The 19,000-nt window shown below is 63.7% G+C and carries 20 protein-coding genes and 1 tRNA gene; 11 read left to right on the top strand and 10 right to left on the bottom strand.

Translation table 11 applies throughout. The annotated features are described in order from the left end of the window. Positions 1-698: 698 nt before the first annotated feature. Positions 699-2,000 carry an NCS2 family permease gene (locus E9536_RS18725; RefSeq protein WP_021163282.1) on the top strand — a complete coding sequence of 434 codons (1,302 nt, stop codon included), beginning with the start codon at positions 699-701 and terminating at the stop codon, positions 1,998-2,000. 90 nt (positions 2,001-2,090) lie between these two features. On the opposite strand, the gene E9536_RS18720 is transcribed toward E9536_RS18725, so the two are convergent. The 3 genes from E9536_RS18720 to E9536_RS18710 form a co-directional block, all read right to left on the bottom strand. Next, positions 2,091-2,363 carry a tetratricopeptide repeat protein gene (locus E9536_RS18720; protein WP_247873465.1) on the bottom strand — a complete coding sequence of 91 codons (273 nt, stop codon included), beginning with the start codon at positions 2,361-2,363 and terminating at the stop codon, positions 2,091-2,093. A 185-nt stretch (positions 2,364-2,548) separates the two neighbouring features. Further along, positions 2,549-2,836 carry a DUF1488 domain-containing protein gene (locus tag E9536_RS18715; protein ID WP_011354308.1) on the bottom strand — a complete coding sequence of 96 codons (288 nt, stop codon included), beginning with the start codon at positions 2,834-2,836 and terminating at the stop codon, positions 2,549-2,551. Between the two features lie 239 nt (positions 2,837-3,075). Then, the gene (locus E9536_RS18710; RefSeq protein WP_021163278.1) at positions 3,076-3,351 is read right to left on the bottom strand and encodes a DUF2964 family protein; all 276 of its coding nucleotides are present in this window, start codon (positions 3,349-3,351) and stop codon (positions 3,076-3,078) included. A gap of 518 nt (positions 3,352-3,869) precedes the next feature. Here E9536_RS18710 and E9536_RS18700 point away from each other — a divergent pair. From E9536_RS18700 to E9536_RS18670, 8 genes are all read left to right on the top strand, one after another. Then, positions 3,870-5,774: a sigma-54-dependent Fis family transcriptional regulator gene (locus tag E9536_RS18700; protein WP_136470376.1), complete on the top strand. Its 1,905-nt coding sequence runs from the start codon at positions 3,870-3,872 to the stop codon at positions 5,772-5,774. 65 nt (positions 5,775-5,839) lie between these two features. Next, a complete protein-coding gene (locus tag E9536_RS18695) occupies positions 5,840-6,142 on the top strand; it encodes a 2Fe-2S iron-sulfur cluster-binding protein (protein ID WP_027789629.1) in 303 nt (100 codons plus the stop codon). A 58-nt stretch (positions 6,143-6,200) separates the two neighbouring features. Next, on the top strand, positions 6,201-6,695 hold the full coding sequence (locus E9536_RS18690) for an SRPBCC family protein (RefSeq protein ID WP_136470375.1): 495 nt from the start codon (positions 6,201-6,203) through the stop codon (positions 6,693-6,695). Between the two features lie 100 nt (positions 6,696-6,795). Further along, the gene (locus tag E9536_RS18685; protein ID WP_136470374.1) at positions 6,796-7,173 is read left to right on the top strand and encodes a DUF2946 domain-containing protein; all 378 of its coding nucleotides are present in this window, start codon (positions 6,796-6,798) and stop codon (positions 7,171-7,173) included. Between the two features lie 302 nt (positions 7,174-7,475). Continuing rightward, positions 7,476-7,841, top strand: coding sequence for a copper resistance protein CopC (locus E9536_RS18680; protein ID WP_136470373.1), 366 nt, complete (start codon positions 7,476-7,478; stop codon positions 7,839-7,841). 81 nt (positions 7,842-7,922) lie between these two features. Further along, on the top strand, positions 7,923-8,369 hold the full coding sequence (locus tag E9536_RS18675; RefSeq protein WP_136470372.1) for a copper chaperone PCu(A)C: 447 nt from the start codon (positions 7,923-7,925) through the stop codon (positions 8,367-8,369). 31 nt (positions 8,370-8,400) lie between these two features. After that, positions 8,401-8,574 (top strand): hypothetical protein, encoded by a 174-nt coding sequence (locus tag E9536_RS41460; protein WP_021163271.1) that lies wholly within the window; start codon positions 8,401-8,403, stop codon positions 8,572-8,574. Positions 8,575-8,672: 98 nt separating this feature from the next. Beyond that, positions 8,673-9,302 carry a LysE family translocator gene (locus E9536_RS18670; RefSeq protein ID WP_136470371.1) on the top strand — a complete coding sequence of 210 codons (630 nt, stop codon included), beginning with the start codon at positions 8,673-8,675 and terminating at the stop codon, positions 9,300-9,302. 40 nt (positions 9,303-9,342) lie between these two features. On the opposite strand, the gene E9536_RS18665 is transcribed toward E9536_RS18670, so the two are convergent. Next, complete coding sequence (locus tag E9536_RS18665; protein ID WP_136470370.1) at positions 9,343-10,668, bottom strand: leucine-rich repeat-containing protein kinase family protein; 1,326 nt, start codon at positions 10,666-10,668, stop codon at positions 9,343-9,345. A 151-nt stretch (positions 10,669-10,819) separates the two neighbouring features. Here E9536_RS18665 and E9536_RS18660 point away from each other — a divergent pair. After that, a tRNA-Leu gene (locus E9536_RS18660) sits at positions 10,820-10,904 on the top strand. A 460-nt stretch (positions 10,905-11,364) separates the two neighbouring features. On the opposite strand, the gene E9536_RS18655 is transcribed toward E9536_RS18660, so the two are convergent. From E9536_RS18655 to E9536_RS18635, 5 genes are all read right to left on the bottom strand, one after another. After that, positions 11,365-11,616 (bottom strand): PAAR domain-containing protein, encoded by a 252-nt coding sequence (locus E9536_RS18655; protein ID WP_060312694.1) that lies wholly within the window; start codon positions 11,614-11,616, stop codon positions 11,365-11,367. A gap of 62 nt (positions 11,617-11,678) precedes the next feature. Continuing rightward, positions 11,679-12,164 carry a hypothetical protein gene (locus E9536_RS18650; RefSeq protein ID WP_124671677.1) on the bottom strand — a complete coding sequence of 162 codons (486 nt, stop codon included), beginning with the start codon at positions 12,162-12,164 and terminating at the stop codon, positions 11,679-11,681. Beyond that, complete coding sequence (locus E9536_RS18645) at positions 12,161-13,945, bottom strand: LysM domain-containing protein (RefSeq protein ID WP_136470369.1); 1,785 nt, start codon at positions 13,943-13,945, stop codon at positions 12,161-12,163. Before E9536_RS18645 ends, E9536_RS18650 begins: the two co-directional genes overlap by 4 nt. Before the next feature lie 3 nt (positions 13,946-13,948). Continuing rightward, the gene (locus E9536_RS18640; protein ID WP_060312699.1) at positions 13,949-14,527 is read right to left on the bottom strand and encodes a hypothetical protein; all 579 of its coding nucleotides are present in this window, start codon (positions 14,525-14,527) and stop codon (positions 13,949-13,951) included. After that, entirely contained in the window at positions 14,524-17,274 is a 2,751-nt protein-coding gene (locus E9536_RS18635) for a type VI secretion system Vgr family protein (protein WP_136470368.1), read from the bottom strand. Before E9536_RS18635 ends, E9536_RS18640 begins: the two co-directional genes overlap by 4 nt. A gap of 410 nt (positions 17,275-17,684) precedes the next feature. Here E9536_RS18635 and E9536_RS41455 point away from each other — a divergent pair, with 410 nt between their 5' ends. Next, entirely contained in the window at positions 17,685-17,828 is a 144-nt protein-coding gene (locus E9536_RS41455) for a hypothetical protein (protein ID WP_155687493.1), read from the top strand. Between the two features lie 269 nt (positions 17,829-18,097). On the opposite strand, the gene E9536_RS18630 is transcribed toward E9536_RS41455, so the two are convergent. Then, positions 18,098-18,988: a LysR substrate-binding domain-containing protein gene (locus tag E9536_RS18630; protein ID WP_027789638.1), complete on the bottom strand. Its 891-nt coding sequence runs from the start codon at positions 18,986-18,988 to the stop codon at positions 18,098-18,100. Positions 18,989-19,000: the final 12 nt, after the last annotated feature.

Below are 19,000 nucleotides of genomic sequence, written 5' to 3'. Positions count from 1 at the left end.
CCGCGTCGGCAATTACCGGCCGGCGTGTGCATGCGCGGTGTATCTATCCTAGAAAGACTTGCCGGTTTATGCGATGGGGTCTTGCAATCTTTTACACAGAAACCACAGTCGCCCCCGCATCACGACATGACAGTTGCGGGCGGGACGGCTTCGGCGCACGATAGCCCGATATCGGCAACCGCCTGGACTGAAGAATGGCGGCTGCACGCCGCTGCCGGGTCTCTGCACCGGCCGCGCACGTGCTGCCTGCCCCACGTTCGTGCAGCATGCGGGCGCTCCGTTTCAGCCGGATGTCATCCCGCACCCGCCTCGCGCGCCGCTTTGTGCGTCCGCCTGCACGTCCGGCTTGCACTCGCTTCTCTCGTTGTTGCGCACGCATCGGCCGGCTCCGTTCGCTGGTGTTGCTTCCTTGCCTTGCTTCCTTGCCTTGCTCCCGTTTCCGCCATTTCTTCCGGTTCGTTCCACCCGAACCGGTAAAATGCGCGCCTTCGCCGCGCGGCCGGGCTGCCAGACCGTTCGCGCGCGGGCAGCCGACCGATCTTGCGATCGTGCCCTCCAACTATATCGTCCGAGCTATCCGCGCTATTACAATCCGCCGATAGCCGGGCAATAGTGGCTGGTTACATTAGGCCGGCCGCTGCCTGTACAACAATTCGGCACAACAAGCAACACGACAACCCGACCGGAGAAACGCCTTCATGGAATCCATCAAGCGGTATTTCGGCTTCGCTGAAGCCGGCACCGACTTCCGCACCGAAATACTCGCGGGCGTCACCACGTTCCTGACGATGGCCTACATCATCTTCGTCAACCCCGCGATCCTCGGCGACGCCGGCATGCCGAAGGAATCCGTGTTCGTCGCGACCTGCCTCGTCGCGGCGCTGGCATCGATCATCATGGGGCTGTACGCGAACTACCCGATCGCATGCGCGCCCGGCATGGGCCTGAACGCGTATTTCGCGTACACGGTCGTCAAGGGGATGGGCTTCACGTGGCAGGCCGCGCTGGGCGCGGTGTTCATCTCCGGCTGCCTGTTCCTGCTCGTCACGCTGTTCCGCGTGCGCGAGGCGATCGTCAACGGCATTCCGAAATCGCTGCGGATCTCGATCACCGCGGGTATCGGCCTGTTCCTCGGCATCATCTCGCTGAAGACGTCGGGCGTGATCGTCGGCAACCCGGCCACGCTCGTCACGCTCGGCGACCTGCACAAGCCCACGACGATCCTCGCGATCATCGGCTTCTTCACGATCGTCACGCTCGACCACCTGCGCGTGCGCGGCGCGATCCTGATCGGCATCATCGGCGTGACGATCCTGTCGTTCTTCTTCGGCGGCAACCAGTTCCACGGCGTGTTCTCCGCGCCGCCGTCGATCGATGCGACGCTGTTCAAGCTCGACATCGGCGCCGCGCTGTCGACCGGCATCATCAACGTGATCCTCGTGTTCTTCCTCGTCGAGCTGTTCGATGCGACCGGCACGCTGATGGGCGTCGCGAACCGCGCGGGCCTGCTCGTCGAAGGCAAGATGAACCGCCTGAACAAGGCGCTGCTCGCCGACAGCACGGCGATCGTCGCGGGCTCGGTGCTCGGCACGTCGTCGACCACCGCGTATATCGAAAGCGCATCGGGCGTGCAGGCCGGCGGCCGCACGGGCGTGACGGCCATCACCGTCGCGGTGCTGTTCCTCGCGTGCCTGTTCATCGCGCCGCTCGCCGGCGTCGTGCCGGCATATGCGACGGCACCGGCACTGCTGTACGTGTCGTGCCTGATGCTGCGCGAGATGGTCGAGGTGCCGTGGGACGATGCAACGGAAGCCGTGCCGGCCGCGCTCACCGCGCTGCTGATGCCGTTCACGTACTCGATCGCGAACGGCGTCGCGTTCGGTTTCATCGCTTACGGCGGCCTCAAGCTGCTGACGGGCCAGGCCCGCTCGGTCAAGCCGATCGTGTGGATCATCGCGGCCGTGTTCCTGTTCCGCTTCTTCTATCTCGGCAGCGAGTGACGGTCGCGCTTCGGCGCGATGCACGACGAACGAACGCCACCTTCGGGTGGCGTTTTCGTTGGGCGGGTCGCGCGGGCCCGCCCGCGCGCATCACGGCGTCGCGACGCCCTTGAGTTCCTCGTCGTACAGCCGCTGCGCCAGCGGCGGATCCAGCGCCTTGACGCGGCGGTACAACTGCATCGCGTCATCGATCCGCCCGGTGCGGCGATAGGCGACCGCCAGGTTGGCGATCACGTGAGCGTCGTCGGGATACGCGCGGTTCATGCCCTCGAAGATCCCGACCGCCGCATCGGGCCGGTTGCCGCGGATCGCCGCGATGCCCGTTGCCTCGAGCGCCAGCCGGTTCGCCGGATCGAGTTTCAACGCCTGATTCGAATGATTTTCTCTGCGATCCTGACGAATCGATACGCCGGGTCGTGCCGGCACACTAGCAGCCGGCCGGGCGCGGCAGCAATCCGGTGCGGCCCGCCGAACGGCATCGCATGAAAGGCAACGTCTTCGCGTGCGCGGCGTTCAGCGACGCGCGCAGCAGGACGGGCGTCGTGTCGTCAGCGCCAGTTGGCCTCGTAGAAGCGGACGTAGCCGCTGCGCAGCGTCACGCATTGCGCGCGCGTCTCCGACAGCAGGCGCCGTGCAGCCGCCTCGATACGGTCGCGGTGCTGGTCGAATGCACCGACCATGTCCTCGAAGCGCGGCGAAGCCGCACCGAAGTGGTCTTCCAGCGCCTCGGCGGTGATCTGACATTGAACGCGCTCGCCATTCACCAACGCCGTGAACGCAAGCATCAGGTCGCGCCCCGAATACTCGGGCTTCTCGTTCGTGAAATGGATTTGCATGGGACCCGCCTCGACCGGTAGAAAACGAATGACCGCGTCCGTCGTCCGCCACCGGCCGGACGAAATGTACGCGGGCTCGCCGGCGGGGCACGGCCCGCGGGTAATGGCGCGGGTAATGCATGCCGGTTGCTTTCCACTTTAGACGGTTTCGCGCGGGAGACAAAATTTACGGCGTGCGTCGTTCCGACGCGCATTTCATCTGATCAGCGCGGCATCCGGCACCGTTTCGGAAACCGGCGTCAGTGAGGGTCGTTGGGCCAAACGTTGAGCGCGATTGCGGCCGTCGTGGCGCCGACCGCAATCGCGGCCGCCCCGTATCGCACCGCATCGGTCAGATCGAACAGCAGCCCGTGGATCGCCACGGCAATGCCGCCCAGCATGATGAATGTGGCGATGGCCGCCAGCACGACTCTCAGTTCCGTCCGAACCATGATGCGTCTCCCGAACGGATGCATGTCACGTCGCATGCATGTTGCAATGCGGAACACGGCGCGTGCGTGCTCCGTTTCCATCATTGCAGGCGGGCATTTAAAAGCAAGTGGATTTTATACGCGGTCGCACATCGCACGCGGCGCTTGTATGATGATGTGTGCCCGGATGGCCGGCGTTCGCGCGTCGATGGTGCGCCGCACGCGCAGGCGGGAACCGGTAGAGGAATCCGGCGAGCACGTGTGTGCCGGATCGGCCGGATTCGAGGAGCGTGGGGCTCGGGTGGCGCTGGAGTGGGAACCCGGGTCGACCGTGAAGCAGGGGCTCGAGTGCTAACTTGGGTCGACTGCGAAACATGGGGTCCGAGTAAGCGCTGAAAAGCCAACTCGGGCTGACCGCGAAGCATGGGACCAGAGTAAGCGCTAAAAAGCCAACTCGGGCCGACCGCGAAGCATGGGACCAGAGTAAACGCTAAAGCGCCAACTCTGGCCGACCGCGAAGCATGGGACCAGAGTAAACGCTAAAGCGCCAACTCGGGTCGACCGCGAAGCATGGGACCAGAGTAAGCGCTAAAGCGCTAACTCTGGTCGACAGGAGACAAGTCATGCCGCAACCTTTCGTGCTGCCCGCCACCGCGGGTCGCACCGACCTGCTCGCGCAGGCGCATGCGCGTTCGACCGCGGTCGGCCTGCGCGCGCACGAACGTCCCGATTTCTCGCCGCTGTCGCGCATCGCGCTGCGCGAACTGCTCGACACGAATCACGCGCTGTTCTCGCACGCCCGCCCGGTCATGGAGAACCTCCACGCGCAAATCGCCGACACGCAAAGCCTCGTGCTGCTGACCGACGCGGACGGCGTCATCCTGCACAGCATCGGCGACGCGGACTTCATCGAAAAAGCCAACCGCGTCGCGCTGTGCACGGGCGTTTCGTGGGCGGAAGGCGCACGCGGCACCAACGCGATCGGCACCGCGCTCGCATCGGGCCAGGCCGTCGCCGTGCACGGCGACGAACACTTCCTGCGCGCCAACCACATCCTCACCTGCTCGTGCGCGCCGATCTTCGACCCGTTCGGCCGCACGCTCGGCACGCTCGACGTCAGCGGCGATCCGCGCGGCTCGAGCCCGCACACGCTCGCGCTCGTGCGGATGTCCGCGCAACTGATCGAGAACCACCTGTTCGCGAACCAGTGCGCGGAAGCCCTGCGGCTGCGCTTTCATGCGCACGAGGAATGCGTCGATTCGCTGTTCGCCGGGCTCGTCGCCTTCGGCCCCGACGGCGGGCTGATCGCCGCGAACCGCAGCGCACAATTCCAGCTCGGCGCGTCGTTCGACGCACTGCAACATCAGGCCAGCGACGCGCTGTTCGGCATGCGCTTCAGCCAGCTCGCGCAGCAGGCAGCACGCGCACCCGGTGCGATGTTCCGCCTCACGCTGTCGACCGGCGTACGCGTGCTGGCGCGCTGCGAATTCGCGGAAGCGCACAAGACCGCCGTTGCCGTCACGCCGCCCGCACCCGCCGCACGCGTGCGCACAGCGGACCCCGATGCGATCACGTTCGCGACGCTCGACACGGGCGACGCACGCATGGCCGCCGTGCTCGAACGCGTCGCGAAGATCCGCGGGCGCGACCTGCCGCTGTTGATCCTCGGCCAGACCGGCACCGGCAAGGAATGGCTCGCCCGCGCACTGCACCAGGCATCGCCTCGCGCGGACGGCCCGTTCGTCGCGGTCAACTGCGCGGCGCTGCCCGATTCGCTGATCGAGGCCGAGCTGTTCGGCTATGAGGACGGCGCGTTCACCGGCGCGCGCAAGCGCGGCAGCCCCGGCAAGATCGTGCAGGCCGATGGCGGCACGCTGTTTCTCGACGAAATCGGCGACATGCCGCTCGCGCAGCAGGTCCGGCTGATGCGCGTGCTGCAGGAACGCGCGGTGATGCCGCTCGGCGGCGCGCGCGCGGTGCCGGTCGACGTGCGCGTGGTCTGCGCGACCCATCGCGACCTGCGCGCGATGATCGCGGAAGGCACGTTCCGCGAAGACCTGTTCTACCGGATCAACGGGCTCGCGGTCACGCTGCCGGCGCTCGCCGCACGCACGGACCTGCCCGCGCTCGTCGAGCGGATTCTCGCGCGGCTTGCACGCAGCGAACCGATGCCGCGCCGCATCGCGGCCGACGTGCTCGACGCGTTCGCGCGCCACCGCTGGCCCGGCAACCTGCGCCAGATGACCAACGTGCTGCGCACGGCCGGCATGCTAGCCGAGGACGAAGACGAAATCACGCTCACCCATTTGCCCGACGATTTCTGGCTCGACTGCGACGACGCGCCGGCGGCGCCGTCATCCGCGGCACCGGCTGCGTCGGCAGGCCCGCATGAAGGCACGACGCTGCAACACCATCAGGCCGCAGTGATCGATGCCGTGCTGGCACGGCATGGCGGCAACGTGTCGGCGGCCGCGCGCGAGCTCGGCCTCGCCCGCAATACCGTGTACCGGCATCTGCGCCGGCATTGACGCCGGCCGTCAGCCCGTTCGGGTATGCTTGGCGCGTTGCCGCCGAATCGCCGCCCGCCTTCGCCATGACCCATCCGGAACACCCTCCCCTCGTGCGCATCGAGCCGCTCGGCGCGACCTTCGATGCGCCCGATTCGCTCACGCTGCTCGAAGCCGCCGCGTTCGCGCGCGTGTCGCTGCCGCGTTCGTGCCGCAACGGCACATGCCGAAGCTGCCTTTGCCGGATCGTCAGCGGCAGCGTACGCTACACGATCGAATGGCCGGGGCTGAGCCGCGAGGAAAAGGCCGACGGCTATACGCTGCCGTGCGTGGCCGTCGCGACGTCGGACCTCGTGCTCGACGTGCCCGACGCGGTCATGCTCGACTAGACGCGGCCCGCGGTCGCGCGTGCCGTCCGGCAAAGGTTGATCCTGTGTGGAGAACGTCATGACCCAGCAAACCGATCGCATCGAAAAACAGGCCCTGCTCAACGCATCGCCCGACCGCGTGTGGGAAGCCGTCAGCAATTCAGGCGAATTCGGCCGGTGGTTCGGCGTCTCGTTCGACGGGCCGTTCGCGGCCGGGCAGCCGCTGTTCGGCCGCATCACGCCGACCCGCGTCGACGACGACGTCGCCAAGGCGCAAGAGCCCTATGCGGGCACTGTGTTCGAAATCGTCGTCGATCGCGTCGAGCCGAAGCAACTGTTCTCCTTTCGCTGGCATCCGTTCGCGATCGACCCGAATGTCGATTACACATCCGAGCCGATGACGCTCGTCACGTTCGCGCTCGCGGCGCAGGCCGGCGGCACGCTGCTCACGGTCACCGAAACGGGCTTCGATCAGTTGATCGAAACGCGCCGCGCGAAGGCGCGCGAGATGAACGATCAGGGCTGGGCCGCGCAGATGACCCTGATCGCGAAATACCTGGCCAGGCACGCGTAGCGCGCCGCAACGCCGCAACGCCGCACCGCCGTGCCGACATGCGACTCGACGTGCGTGGCATAATCCGCTCCATCGTCGCCCCTACGCCGCCGCGCATCGCATGCTGAGTCGTCGTCTCCGGAAGATCGGCAGTCTGATCGGGATGCTCGCCATCCTGATGACGGCGCTCGCGCCGACGATCTCGCAGGCCCTGACGACGCAGCAGCGCGTCGATACGCTGCTGGCCGGCTACTGCACGGCCGCGCCGGCCACCGGCGAGCGCTCCGCCGATGCGTCGCGAAAGAGCCTGCAGGCCCACCTCCAGGCATGCGGCTATTGCAACCTGCTCGCCCATACGCCCGCCCTGCCCGCGCCCGAACTGACGTTCGCGGCCAACGTGCACATCATTCAGCATCGCGAAGCGACCCGCTTCGAAAGCCTGCGCCGCGCGCTGCCGCTCACGGCCGCGCAACCGCGCGCCCCTCCGTTCACGTCCTGATTCGTCGTCAACGCCCGTGATGCCGTAGCGCATCGCGCGGCTCGCGCACGCCGCCGGCGTGCGCGACGTGTCACGTTTCGAAGGACGATCATGACTCACCGTGTTGCGCGCGGCGTCGTACCGTGCGTGCGGCCGCTTGCTGCCGGTGCGTACCGTCGCGCCGGCATTCGCCTGCGGGCAAACGCCCGGCCGCGCAGTTTCGCGCCGGCGTCGGCCGCCATCGGTGCTGCTGCGATGGTGCGCGTGCATCCGTCCGTCGAATCCGTGTTGCTTCATCCGATTCGCCACTCGCACACTCGACCATGAAAACCGCCACTTTCACTCGCGGCACGCTCGCCGCACTCGGCTTCGTCGCCATCCAGGTCGCCCACGCACACGCACTCCCGAAGACGCAGGAACCGGCCGCCGGCGCCACGCTCTCAACCGCGCCGCATGCGGTCTCGATCGGTTTCAGCGAGGCGCTCGAGCCCGCTTTCAGCTCGATCGCCGTGACCGACAGCCACGGGCAGTCGGTCGCCGACGGGAAATCGTCCGTCGACGCCGGCAACCGGAAACGCATGCACGTCGCGCTGGCCAGCCTGACCGCCGGCACGTACACGGTCGCGTGGATCGCGGTGGCCAGCGATGGCCATCGCACGCAAGGCCACTACGCGTTCACGCTGAAATGACGTTCGCGATGCGCATCGGCGTTTAGTGCCGAGCGCGTCGCCGCCGATACCCGCCGCATCCACCCATCAGGAGAACCAACCATGAAACGCTCGATTCCGACCGGCCTGCTGTTCGCACTGCTCGCGTTGCAGGCACCCGCCACGTTCGCCGCGCCGGCCGTACAGGCAGAAAACTGCTGGATCCGTGCGATGCCGGCGACCGTGCCGTCGTCCGGCTACTTCACGCTGAAGAACGACGGCGACGCGCCCGTCACGCTGACGGGCCTCGACACGCCCGCATACGGAATGGCGATGCTGCATGAAACGCAAACGAACGGCAGCACCGCGAAGATGGTTCACGTCGACGCCGTCGAAGTGCCCGCGCACGGCACGGTGACCTTCAAGCCGAAGAGCTATCACGTGATGCTGGAGCAGCCGCGCCAGGCCGTCGCGCCCGGCGCGAAGGTGCCGTTCCGGCTGCGTTTCGCGGACGGCTCGACGGTATCCGTGACCTGCGACGCCAAGGCGCCAACCTACGCCGGTCAGTAACGCCACCCGCCCCCGATCGAAGGAGACGCACATGAAACACCGCCTGCCGCTGGCCGACCTGATCGTCCGCTACCGGACGCCGCTGAACGTCGCCGTGCTGATCGTCTGCGGGATATGGGCCGGATGGATCGCGTGGATGACGCGGCCCGCCGCGATCGATACGCCGCCGTCGATCCCCGCGTACTGCATGCGCGACGCACGCTGACGCGCCGCGACGGCACGGTTCCGGGCAAGCCCGGGCCATATATTGGCGTGGCATCATCGCGTCATCCCGCCCGCCGGAACCGCCTCTCGGAGCGCCGCATGTCCTTTCAGACCTGGATGCTGTTTGCCGCAGCCTATCTCGCCACGACGCTGTCGCCGGGCCCCAACGTGCTGCTCGTCATCCGCAACACGGTGCGCTACGGCACTCACGGCACGGCCGCGACGATCGCGGGCAATCTCGTCGCGCAGGGCGTGGTCGTGGTGCTCGTCGCACTCGGCGTCGGCGCAGTGCTCGCCGCGATGCCGCCGCTGTTCGTCGCGATGAAGGTGACTGGCGCCGCGTACCTGATGGTCCTGGGCGTCAGGCAACTGCGCGGCGATCGCAAGGCCGGCGCGTCGACCGGCGCGGCGGAGCTCGCCGCGCCCGACCGCGGGAAGCTGTTCCGCGAAGCGCTGTTCGTGTCGGGCAGCAACCCGAAGACGATGATCTTCCTGTCGGCGTTCATGCCGCAGTTCATCGTGCACGACCGCCCGCTCGCGCTGCAGTTCGTCGTGATGTACGCGACGATCGCGTGCACCGTCGTGATCGTTCACAGCATCTATTCGGCCGGCGTGCGCCGGTTCCATCGCGGCTTCGGCATGAGCCGCGCGGTGCGTGCGCTCAAGCGCGCCAGCGGGCTGCTGTTCGTCGGGCTCGGGATCAAGCTGCTGACTGCGCGGCAGGCGTAAGCGCTCGTATTGCCGAGACCGAACTTGCTGCGCCGTCCCGTCAGCGTGTTTGCGCAGCCAGCGCGGCGGTGATCTCCACGAACGACGGCCGCGCGTCGACATCCTCGTTCAAACAGGCGGCCGCCAGTGCGTCGAGCGAGCGCCGGCCGGCCCACGCCTGCTGCCCGCATCGATCGAGCAACTCGCCGAGCAGGTAACCGAACGCGCGCACCTCGAGCCGTTCGAACCGCGCACCACGCATGCGGTCGCTCACGTCGTAGAGCGACGCCGCGCCGAAATCGCCGAGCAACGCGCCACCGGCGCCGTCGTGCAGGATGTTGTGCGCATACAGGTCGCCGTGCATGATGCCGCGTTCGTGCAGATGGCCCGCGACCGACGCGATGCCGTGCGCGATCCGCAGCGCCGCGGCAGGCTCGAATCCCGTGCTGTCGGCATACACGTCGCGCGTGCAGGTCGCGAAGCTCGGCGGCCCCGCGAGATTCGTCAGCGCGGGATCGACGAGTTCCATCACGAGGCCGTGCGTGCCGTCCGGGTGCCCGCGCACCTTGCCGATCACCGGGATCATGTTCGGGTGGCGGCCGGCATGCAAGCATGCGGCCATTTCGCAATCGGGCAGGCCGTCGCTCGTCACCGCGCCCTTGAACAGCTTGACGGCGACCGCGCGCGGCGCACGGTTATCCGCCGTCCATTGCGCGCGGTAAATCACGCCCGATGCGCCTTCACCGAGCTTCTGCCCGCATGCGAGCGATGCCCAATCGACGTCCGCGACATCCGGCTCCGCCGACGCCACGGCTTCCGGTGCCGCGCCGAACGGATTGCCGGCGGCAGCAAGCCACGCCAGCCGCGGCATCCGCAGCAGCCAGTCCGGCAGTTCGTCCAGGTGATTCGCCGACAGGCGCACCAGTTCGAGCGCGCGGCAGGCGGCCAGCCCGGCCGGCAGCGTGCGCAGCCGGTTGCCGGCGAGCATCAGCTTTTGCAAGCGCGAGCAATCGCCGATATCGGCGGGCAACTCGTCGATTGCGTTGTCGGTGAGGATCAGCCAGCGCAATGCGCGCGGCAGCGATCCACGCGGCACGGTTTGAATCCGGTTCGCCTTGAAGCCGATCATGTCGAGTTGTTCGCACGCGCCGAGCACGCCGGGGAACGCGGTGAAGCGGTTGCCGGACGCGAACAGGATGCGCAGGCGATGCAGGCGCGGCAGGTCGTCCGGCAGCGCGGTGAGCGCATTGCCGGTCAGGTCGAGCACTTCGAGCGTGTCGGCAAGATCGAAAATCTCGCGCGGAAAGGCCGTCAACCCGCATGCGAGCTTGAGTTGCCGTGTGCCGGCCAGTTGCCCGGCCTGCAGTTGTTCGAGGGTATGTGTCACGCGGAGAAAACGGGTTGCGGTTGCGGCGGCCATCGGGTCGATCGCCCGAATTCTACCGGGATCGCTTTCGCGCATCCGCCCATCGTGTCACACCCTCTTCACAAACGCGAAATGTGACGCTACAATTGCGCCCCTTGCAGTGCAATGCAGTGCCGACGTGGTGAAATTGGTAGACACGCTATCTTGAGGGGGTAGTGGCGAAAGCTGTGCGAGTTCGAGTCTCGCCGTCGGCACCAGAAGCGGTTTTACCGCGCTTCGAGTTCAGCAGTCCCCGCCTTGCGTCAAGGTTCCGACGATCCAGCCGCCTCGCAACGAGGTTTTCGTCGTGGTTCCTTCCTCATCACCCGCCTGACGCGGCATGTGCCAATTGCCGGCCGACAAGACCTGTCGGAGCATGGCCCACATCGATAACCGCACGTTCCCCTTTCCAGCTTGAAGTCCATTCGATCGGACGCTGTCAGGCTCTGCGCGCCACCCTTCCCTGACGGCCCAGCCACACTCCGGACAGCACTCTCCGCGATCAGGGGGAAGCAAATGACCGATGTCCGGTCGACTTCAATGCGGCATTCCCTTGTGCCCGGATCACGGGCACAAGCCACGTTGGTCGATACGACCACGACGTTCAGTGCGCACACGGCCGTTTTTGGCCGTTCGATCATGCGCGTGACTTTTGACTGCGCCGCAGGGACAGCAAACTTACCGGATGCTCGAAATCAGCGCGCACCCGCACGTAGCGTGGTGCCCCTGTCGGGCGACCCATATGCCGCGATCGGTTATTTTGGCATCGCCTTCCAGAATCACGTTCGGATTCACGTCAGGATGCCGGGGACACTTCACGAGGTCGCCCTTGCGCGCCACACGCCGTCCGCCGTAGCGCATGGTCTCCGAAGCGGTAATGACCTCGCCCCCGTGGTCAGTGGTGTCGCCGAGTCGAATCAGATCAATCATGGAGTTTCCCTCATTCGGCAACCTGTCGACTGCCGCAACGGGATCAACGAGATATTCACGCGTCAGGGCAAGTTGAAGACCTGACTGCAAGGCAGCTTTGCTCCGCTATCAATCGTCAGATTGAAGTACGGTTTGCGATCGAGATGCTTTTCGTCCGCATCGGGATCGGGGATATTTCGAAATCGCTCGAAAACGAGCGTCTTGCCGTTCCGCAACCGTATCGACATGAACTTCATCGATTGATCGAATGCCGGCGTTCCCCATGACGAATCAATCGGCTTCCCCTCGCCAGCGGAGAGGTAGACCGACAGGGTATTGCCCCACTCCTGGCGGGGCACCACCTTCATCTGATCGGCATCCGCCTGAGGCACGCCAACATTGACGGAAAGCTTCTTCCCTCCCTTTGCCGTGCAAACGAACTCCTGATTGCCGCCGAACCGCTGCTGAAACGCGACGAACGGATCGGCGTTGCGTTGATCGGCCAGAACTGTCGCCCCCCAGCAAGAAAGCACTGCGCCAGAAATCAAAAACCAGGCATTCCATTTCATTTGATCCAGACTCCCGTTACCTTTCTACCCTTTCCGATCAACGTGGGTTTCTCGCCCTTGCGCATCACCCTGCTATTCGGACTGATGTAATCACTCGCGAAAAGCGGTCCGGGCAGTACGACCTCGGCGTGACCATGAGTCGATCCATCGGTCGTACCGTAGACGATCACGGCACCCTCGGGGGCATCATAGGGGCTGGCGATGCGATAGGACGGGTCGGAAAGAATGTTTTTGAATCCAGCCTTTTCAAGATCGATTCCGGCATCCTTGGCTTCGACCTGTGGCGGGTACGAATCGACCATGCCGGAAGCCATGAGCGCGATTTTCACATACTTCCAGCACTCCATCGTCGACACACCGGGCGCTTTGGCGACACTGTAGATCGGCTGCCCCAACTTCGCCTTCTTGACCGCGGCAGGCCCGCTGAAATTCGCCTTTCGCTTACCGTACTTGGCGTCCCTGCGCAAAATCTCGAACATCTTCTGCTTGGGGTCGCCGTCCGGCGGCGCATCATCGGACGCGTGCGCCACGGCAACAGGATGACCATTGTCGTTGCGGGTCACTTTCGCTTGATGCGTGGCCGGAGAAGACGCATCCGCCTGCTCGGCCGACGAAGCAGGCGTTGAAGATGCCGCCGTTGGAGAGGACGTTGCTCCCGGCGGCACGGGTGCCGACGATGTCGCCGCTGGAGAGTGCGCCGCCGCTGGCGACACCGGCGTCGAAGATGCCGCCGCTGAAGAGCGCGCGGCTCCCGACGCCGCACCATTCGACGGCAGCTTGATTTGCTGCCCCGGCTTGATCAAATTGCCGTCCAGCCCTGGATTGACTCGCCGGAGCTCGGCAACGCTCGTCCCGTGCTGGTGCGCAATTTTCCATAGCGAATCGCCGCTCTTGACCGTATACGCGCCCAGCTTGCTATTCCGTCGGTGATCCCCCGGCGCCCCGGGATGCGAATTTGTCCGGGCTTCGACTTTGCTATGCGGACTCGTCAGCGTCAACGTGGCAAACGAGCCGGAAAGCGAACCCGTCCATGCCCGCTCGAGATTCGTCTCCACCTCCCTCACCCAGACCTCCAGCGTCTGTGTGAACGGAATGTTCTTGACGGGCTGACTGATTTTTCCGGACGCGTCGCTATGGCCTTCCTGCAGTACTTTCCCTCCAGACTTCACCTGGTAGTGCACGCCGGAAACGGGCTGTTTTTTCTTGTTGACGAACTGAACGCCCAGTGCACCCGAGCAGCAGCCGAGATCGTAGTCGCCGAACTTGTCGATGTAGTCTGAAACCGTAGTGCCGTTCGCATCCGAAGGATCGTCGGCTCCATTCGATTCAAGGAATTTCATCACGCCGGGATGCTTGGCTGTTCCGAAACCCTTGAGGTGAGCCGCGCCGACAATACCGGAGTGCGTGATCGTTATGCCGGCAATGACCTTGCCCTCATATTGATCCGCACCTTGCTGACGAGCTCTCGAACAAAGCAACCGGACCCATGACACAGCCGCCACGTCCTGTTCATCGGGAGAGTTCCTGAAATCCTCCAGACTGTGGATTCCATCCTTTCCGGTCCAGGTTCCTTTCCATTGATACTGGAACTTCGTATGGTGGTTCGGCAATTTGATGATGGGAGACGTACCGTCCGACACGTAATAACCCAGATCGCTCAACGCGGACTCGCCAAACTGATATTTACCGACGTATCCGTACTTGTTGATGACCTGATAGTTCCCGCCACCCTCGCTCTGAAAGAGTGCGCCCAGGAATTCCTTGATTCCGCCCTTGCTCATGGTTCACTTCTTCTTGCAAAAAATTCGAGCGTCGTCCGCATCGATCCTGATCGGATATTGCGTCTCGATCAACGTCTTTTCAGCTGCGCTCGGACTTCCCAGCCATTGCGGCGCGCAGCGATACAGCAAGCGTCCGGCGGTGCGATGAGACTGTTCGTCATAAAGCATCGCGACGTTCGTAACGTTGCACTGATTGGCCTGGCAAATATGGTAGAGCCACTCGCGTGAATCGCCCACCCGCCAGAGCGATCCTTGTGTCGCAGGGCCACTCAGCAGGCGTTTTCGAAGCATCTGCACATCCAGGCCGGACGCATTCAGAAAGTGGTCGAACGCGCTCGACAGCGTCCGGCCGGCCGGGGTTTCGGCCTGACTTCCATCCGGATCCACGAGATTGAAGATCTCGGTTTTATATTCCGAGCTTGCCGGCGTGACATTTTCCGCCACGGAAACCTGGCTCTGTGCCTTGCAACCGAATGCCGCCGAACAAAACAAAACCATCCAGAAAAATCTGAACCGGGCCTGATAAGAACGGACTTCGAAGAATCCCTTCAATCGCACTTTTTCAGTGTGTTCCTGCGTCATTCCTGCACTCCATCTCCGCTAGAAAACAGGTCATCGTGGACCGTGTCCAAATGATGAGTCCAATCGCCGTTCCTCACGCTGACCTGTACCGTCTCTTCCGACTCCGTGAAGATTCTGCCGGTCATGCCATCCTGATCAAGCGTTCCGTAATAGTGAGAATCCTCGCCGACCTTGATCATGTACGGTGCATTGCCGAGTATTTCTCCATCTGCGAGCGCCCCCGACAGATCGAATCGCAAGCTGTACGGGCCCGCGCTCTGGGGTATGGGCATCGGCGGCAAAGGCATGCGCGCCGAATCCGGGCCAGGCACATCCCAGCTCGCGGCCCGCTCCAGAATCGTGCCCGGCGAACCATTGACGATCCCGTTGCCATTGATCTGGATGTACGATCCGCCTGCGCCGATCCAGACCTCCTTTGCCGCCGAGATCACCACCTTTCCATCGGTGCTGGTGATCGTAAGATCCTTCAACGCGGCAAGCGCCATCTGGTCACCCTGCGCCTGAATCTCGACCTTGCCTTTCGCCGCGAACAATTTCATCCCTGCGTTCTGCACGAACAGACTGATCTTCTCCGCGACGCTCGCGACGAGCGACTTTCCGCTGGCGATGAACATGCCTTGCCCGCTGACCAGATTGGTCTGCTGATCGCTCGCGACATGGACCGATTGCTGCGTGGACAACGCAACGCCGGACGGGCTGGCGAGCAGCATGACGGGGGTCCTGAAAACATTGGCGTTGCCGGCGCCACCGCCCGCCGTTCTGCCGCCCGACTGCACGCCCTGCGCGTTGCCTTGCGTTGCATCGGTAAACGCCTTCAGCGATTCGTGCGCTTCGGCGAGACCTTCTGCCTGATGCGCCAGGCTTACCCGCGACATTGCTTCGATCGTGCTTTCGGCGCCGACGAGCTGCTGCTGGGCTTCGCGCACGTCGAGTTGCTGACTGTTCGCCTGTTTCGCATGTGTCGTGACGTACAACCCCCGTGCGGCTCGCACGGCACCATACGCATCCGTTTTCAGGTCGAATCCCGAGCCCAGATACGAGCCGCGCGCGTTGCCGTTCTGATCGATCAGGTATCCCAGATGCAGCAAACTGTTGCCATTGCTGCTGAACAGTCTTGCGCGATTCTGTCCCGTCGCATCGTCCAGAACCATTTCGTTATAACCGGCCCCTGAATACTCCTTCGACCGGTAACCCGAAAGGATGCCGTTACTGTGCCACTGCGGTTGAACATTCCCGTTGTATACACGGTGCAGGACGATGGGTCTGTCACAGTCTCCACCGACGTAACCGACCAGCACTTCCTCGCCGACACGTGGAACGTGAACGCTCCCGTAACCGCCCCCCGTGTCCGACTGGGCGACTCTCACCCAGCACGACGCGCTCGCATTTCCCGAGTTTTGCCGGTCCCAGACGAACATGACCTTGACTCGATTCAGCGCGTCCGTATAGACCTCTTCGCCCTGCGGCCCGACGACGATTGCCGTTTCCAGTTCCATCGCCGGCTTCTTGTGCTCGAACGGGCTCCGATACGGGACCGTCACACGCTGCGCCTCGACCTCCACCCGATAAAAGCCGACTGAACCGTCAGCGTGTGCAACGACTCCGCCCGCCTGCGCGAGCTTGGCCTGGGCGAGTTCGCCCTGCAGGCTGTACGGAAAGCTCGATTCATGACTCGACAGCGGCAGGTTGTTCTCGATATACCGATGCACCTTGATTGCGGCGAATTCACGCTGAGCTGCCGAATCGCGGTCATGCTCCGGATGCCCGGTCAACACGAAACGGCAGCCGGCATCGATTCCCCGCACGCCGCCCACGCCAAAAAATCGCTTTGCCCGGGATTCCCATTCCTCCAGGTGCATCTTCGAGAGATGCTCACCGCGATTGCGATCCAAATACGTATAAGCGCCCGTGTATTCGTAAACTTCGGCCTGCTCCGGCAAACTCCCCTGGCCGGACATCGTCGGCAACGTCGTGCCTTTGGGATTGGCGAAGGACGAAGGCGCTTTGTAGTCGAACGTGCGTGTGGTGTGCACGGCACTTTGCAATGTCCGCGAACCCGCCCACTGCGTAAAAGCATCCGTTTCTCCACCCGTACCCGATCTGGAGAAACCGACTGAATTGGGAGACATCTCATCGAGCGAGTAGACGTCGTCGGTCACGACGAGTCGATGCGACTTCCCGTCTTTATCCTGCCGCCAGAAACCGAACAGCCCCTCCTCCTCCAGCAACCGATGGACAAAATTCCAGTCAGTCTCGCTCTGGCGGCAATACGAACGCGGAGGCAGCGGCTTCAATAAAGCAAATTCGAATTGCCCTTGGGCTTGCGGATGCGCATTGAATACGTCCGTGATGATGGTGTCGACGCTCTTGTCCTGCCAGTACCGCATATCGCTGCGGAACTTGAGGAAATGCATCCACGAAGCGAAGGTCAATTGATAGCTCGAAAGGCTGCCGTCGGCACCCAGTCTGCGAGCCGTATGAATGTAACCGTTGAGCGGTCGATAGGACTTGTTCGCTTGCTGAATCCAGAGTGTCATCGGCTGGGCAATCAGCGTTTTCAGCTCGATGTCGCCTGCCGTGGATACCATATCGAGCGTGACGCTGTAGTCACGGCCAAGTTCGGAACAAGTCACGGCTCGTCGTGGCACCAGCGCATTCTCCGGCAACGCCGGAATGCTTGTCTTGAGCAGGCGGTCCTGCTGGATCAGGCCGCCACGAATCGCCTGAGCCACTTCGTTCATGTTCATTCGTTATCCGTCTTCTTGTTCTTTGCAAGCCCGCAGCGGCCTGCACTCTCACGGGAACGGCTTCCCGTCATGCCGCCGCAATTCTAGCGGCAGCAACGAGTCGTGAGAATGTACCCGGCTCGCGAAAACAACAAAAAGATCACGTAAAAGTTGATACACGAAGTATTAAAGAACCGAGTTTCGCATTTTGATGACAGAATCATTCAAATTGCCAAACGATCGTCTTTCTATTTCTTTTCAATTTATATGGCAGAAAAACAGATTCGTAATACTCGACGCTTGATCAGGTTGTCGTCGCTGGCACCGATGTCAGCATGGCCACCGCTGCAGTCCGCATGAACCAGCGAAGTGCTCCCTGATGACATCGATCGGCTTCCCACCACCCGGTCGGCGCCTGGCAGGTCGTGATCGTGGCGAACGACAAGGAAATTCCAGCCATTGGGCAGCAGGGATCTCCCGTGCACCCCATCATCGACCTGCGTGCCGGTGAAATTGAAATCAACGTCAATTTCCTGGCAAGCAGGCAACCCTCTTCTGCGTGGCGTAGCGAATGAATAGTGAATTCCTCACCGACAAGCTCCACAACCGGTCACGACGATCATCGATTGAAAATTCCAGAATCCATCCTTCATTTTCATCTCGCGATCAACACCGACAGAATGCAGACGGCAGCGCACGACAATTAACAAAAGTACTTCTTCGTCGATATTGAAGTCATTCAAATGCAAAGGCCAACATCCCGTCGAATACAACATCATCGCTCTTCAAGCATGTTCGAAAAACGCGACGGCACATGGCTTCGCGGTTTTTGTTTCCGCGGCCCTCACGCCGCCCCATCCTCCCCCGCCAGCATCAGAAAATTCCGGACCACCGCCGACGATTCATCGCATCGTGACGCAATGGCGAGCCGCGCCCGCAACGCATCCCCCGCCAACGGCCGATAGACGACTCCGGCAACCTGCACCTGCGTAATCGCCTTCGGCACGACCGACACGCCGAGCCCGGCCGCAACCAGCGTCACCGCGGACGCCATTTGCGGCGCAGGCTGCGCCATGCGCGGCTCGAACCCGGCTGCATTGCATGCGGCGACGATATGGTCGAACAGCGCGCCGCCGGCCTCCCTCGGCACCTGCACGAACGACTCGTCAGCCAGCTCCACCAGATCGATCCGCCGCCGCTGCGCCAGCCGGTGCGCAACGGGCAGCGCGACGAACATCGGTTCGTCGTCCCAGTCGAGCATCCGCAACGTCGCGGCGGCCCGGCGTGCCGGCCGCACGATCGCGACGTCGAGGTGCCCGGCCTCCAGCGCCTCCAGCAGCATCCGCGACGCGGCCTCCTGCAACGTCAGCTCGGCATCCGGAAACGCTTCCCGAAAGCGCCGGATCAGGTCCGACACTTTCGAATTGAACGCCGCCGTCCCGGTGAAACCCACGCGCAGATGCCCGGTTTCCCCGCGCGCGGCCCGCCTTGCCGCGCGCACCGCACGCTCGGCGGCGTCGAGCACGCGGCGCGCTTCCTGCGCGAAGACCTCGCCCGCCAGCGTCAGCTCGGCGCCGCGCGCGGTCCGCCTGAACAGTTCCACATCGAGCTCGCTTTCGAGCGCCTTGATCTGCTGGCTCAACGGCGGCTGCCCGATGCCGAGCGCCTCGGCAGCCTTGGTGAAATTCGACGCGGCCGCCACGGCCAGAAAATAACGGAGATGCCGGAGTTCCATTAGTACGTGCTC

Origin of the sequence: Burkholderia sp. LS-044, assembly GCF_004803625.1 — a bacterium.
GTDB lineage: Bacteria > Pseudomonadota > Gammaproteobacteria > Burkholderiales > Burkholderiaceae > Burkholderia > Burkholderia cepacia.
This window is presented reverse-complemented; position numbering and strand designations above follow the sequence as displayed.

Excerpts from the sequence above, each read along its gene's own strand:
- E9536_RS18725 (WP_021163282.1), top strand. The coding sequence starts at position 699 with ATGGAATCCATCAAGCGGTATTTCGGCTTCGCTGAAGCCGGCACCGAC.
- E9536_RS41460 (WP_021163271.1), top strand. The coding sequence starts at position 8,401 with ATGAAACACCGCCTGCCGCTGGCCGACCTGATCGTCCGCTACCGGACG.
- E9536_RS18650 (WP_124671677.1), bottom strand. The coding sequence starts at position 12,164 with ATGAAATGGAATGCCTGGTTTTTGATTTCTGGCGCAGTGCTTTCTTGC.
- E9536_RS18635 (WP_136470368.1), bottom strand. The coding sequence starts at position 17,274 with ATGAACATGAACGAAGTGGCTCAGGCGATTCGTGGCGGCCTGATCCAG.
- E9536_RS18710 (WP_021163278.1), bottom strand. The coding sequence starts at position 3,351 with ATGATGGAAACGGAGCACGCACGCGCCGTGTTCCGCATTGCAACATGC.
- E9536_RS18675 (WP_136470372.1), top strand. The coding sequence starts at position 7,923 with ATGAAACGCTCGATTCCGACCGGCCTGCTGTTCGCACTGCTCGCGTTG.
- E9536_RS18655 (WP_060312694.1), bottom strand. The coding sequence starts at position 11,616 with ATGATTGATCTGATTCGACTCGGCGACACCACTGACCACGGGGGCGAG.
- E9536_RS18645 (WP_136470369.1), bottom strand. The coding sequence starts at position 13,945 with ATGAGCAAGGGCGGAATCAAGGAATTCCTGGGCGCACTCTTTCAGAGC.
- E9536_RS18630 (WP_027789638.1), bottom strand. The coding sequence starts at position 18,988 with ATGGAACTCCGGCATCTCCGTTATTTTCTGGCCGTGGCGGCCGCGTCG.
- E9536_RS18690 (WP_136470375.1), top strand. The coding sequence starts at position 6,201 with ATGACCCAGCAAACCGATCGCATCGAAAAACAGGCCCTGCTCAACGCA.
- E9536_RS18700 (WP_136470376.1), top strand. The coding sequence starts at position 3,870 with ATGCCGCAACCTTTCGTGCTGCCCGCCACCGCGGGTCGCACCGACCTG.
- E9536_RS18640 (WP_060312699.1), bottom strand. The coding sequence starts at position 14,527 with ATGACGCAGGAACACACTGAAAAAGTGCGATTGAAGGGATTCTTCGAA.
- E9536_RS18695 (WP_027789629.1), top strand. The coding sequence starts at position 5,840 with ATGACCCATCCGGAACACCCTCCCCTCGTGCGCATCGAGCCGCTCGGC.
- E9536_RS18715 (WP_011354308.1), bottom strand. The coding sequence starts at position 2,836 with ATGCAAATCCATTTCACGAACGAGAAGCCCGAGTATTCGGGGCGCGAC.
- E9536_RS18670 (WP_136470371.1), top strand. The coding sequence starts at position 8,673 with ATGTCCTTTCAGACCTGGATGCTGTTTGCCGCAGCCTATCTCGCCACG.
- E9536_RS18680 (WP_136470373.1), top strand. The coding sequence starts at position 7,476 with ATGAAAACCGCCACTTTCACTCGCGGCACGCTCGCCGCACTCGGCTTC.
- E9536_RS18685 (WP_136470374.1), top strand. The coding sequence starts at position 6,796 with ATGCTGAGTCGTCGTCTCCGGAAGATCGGCAGTCTGATCGGGATGCTC.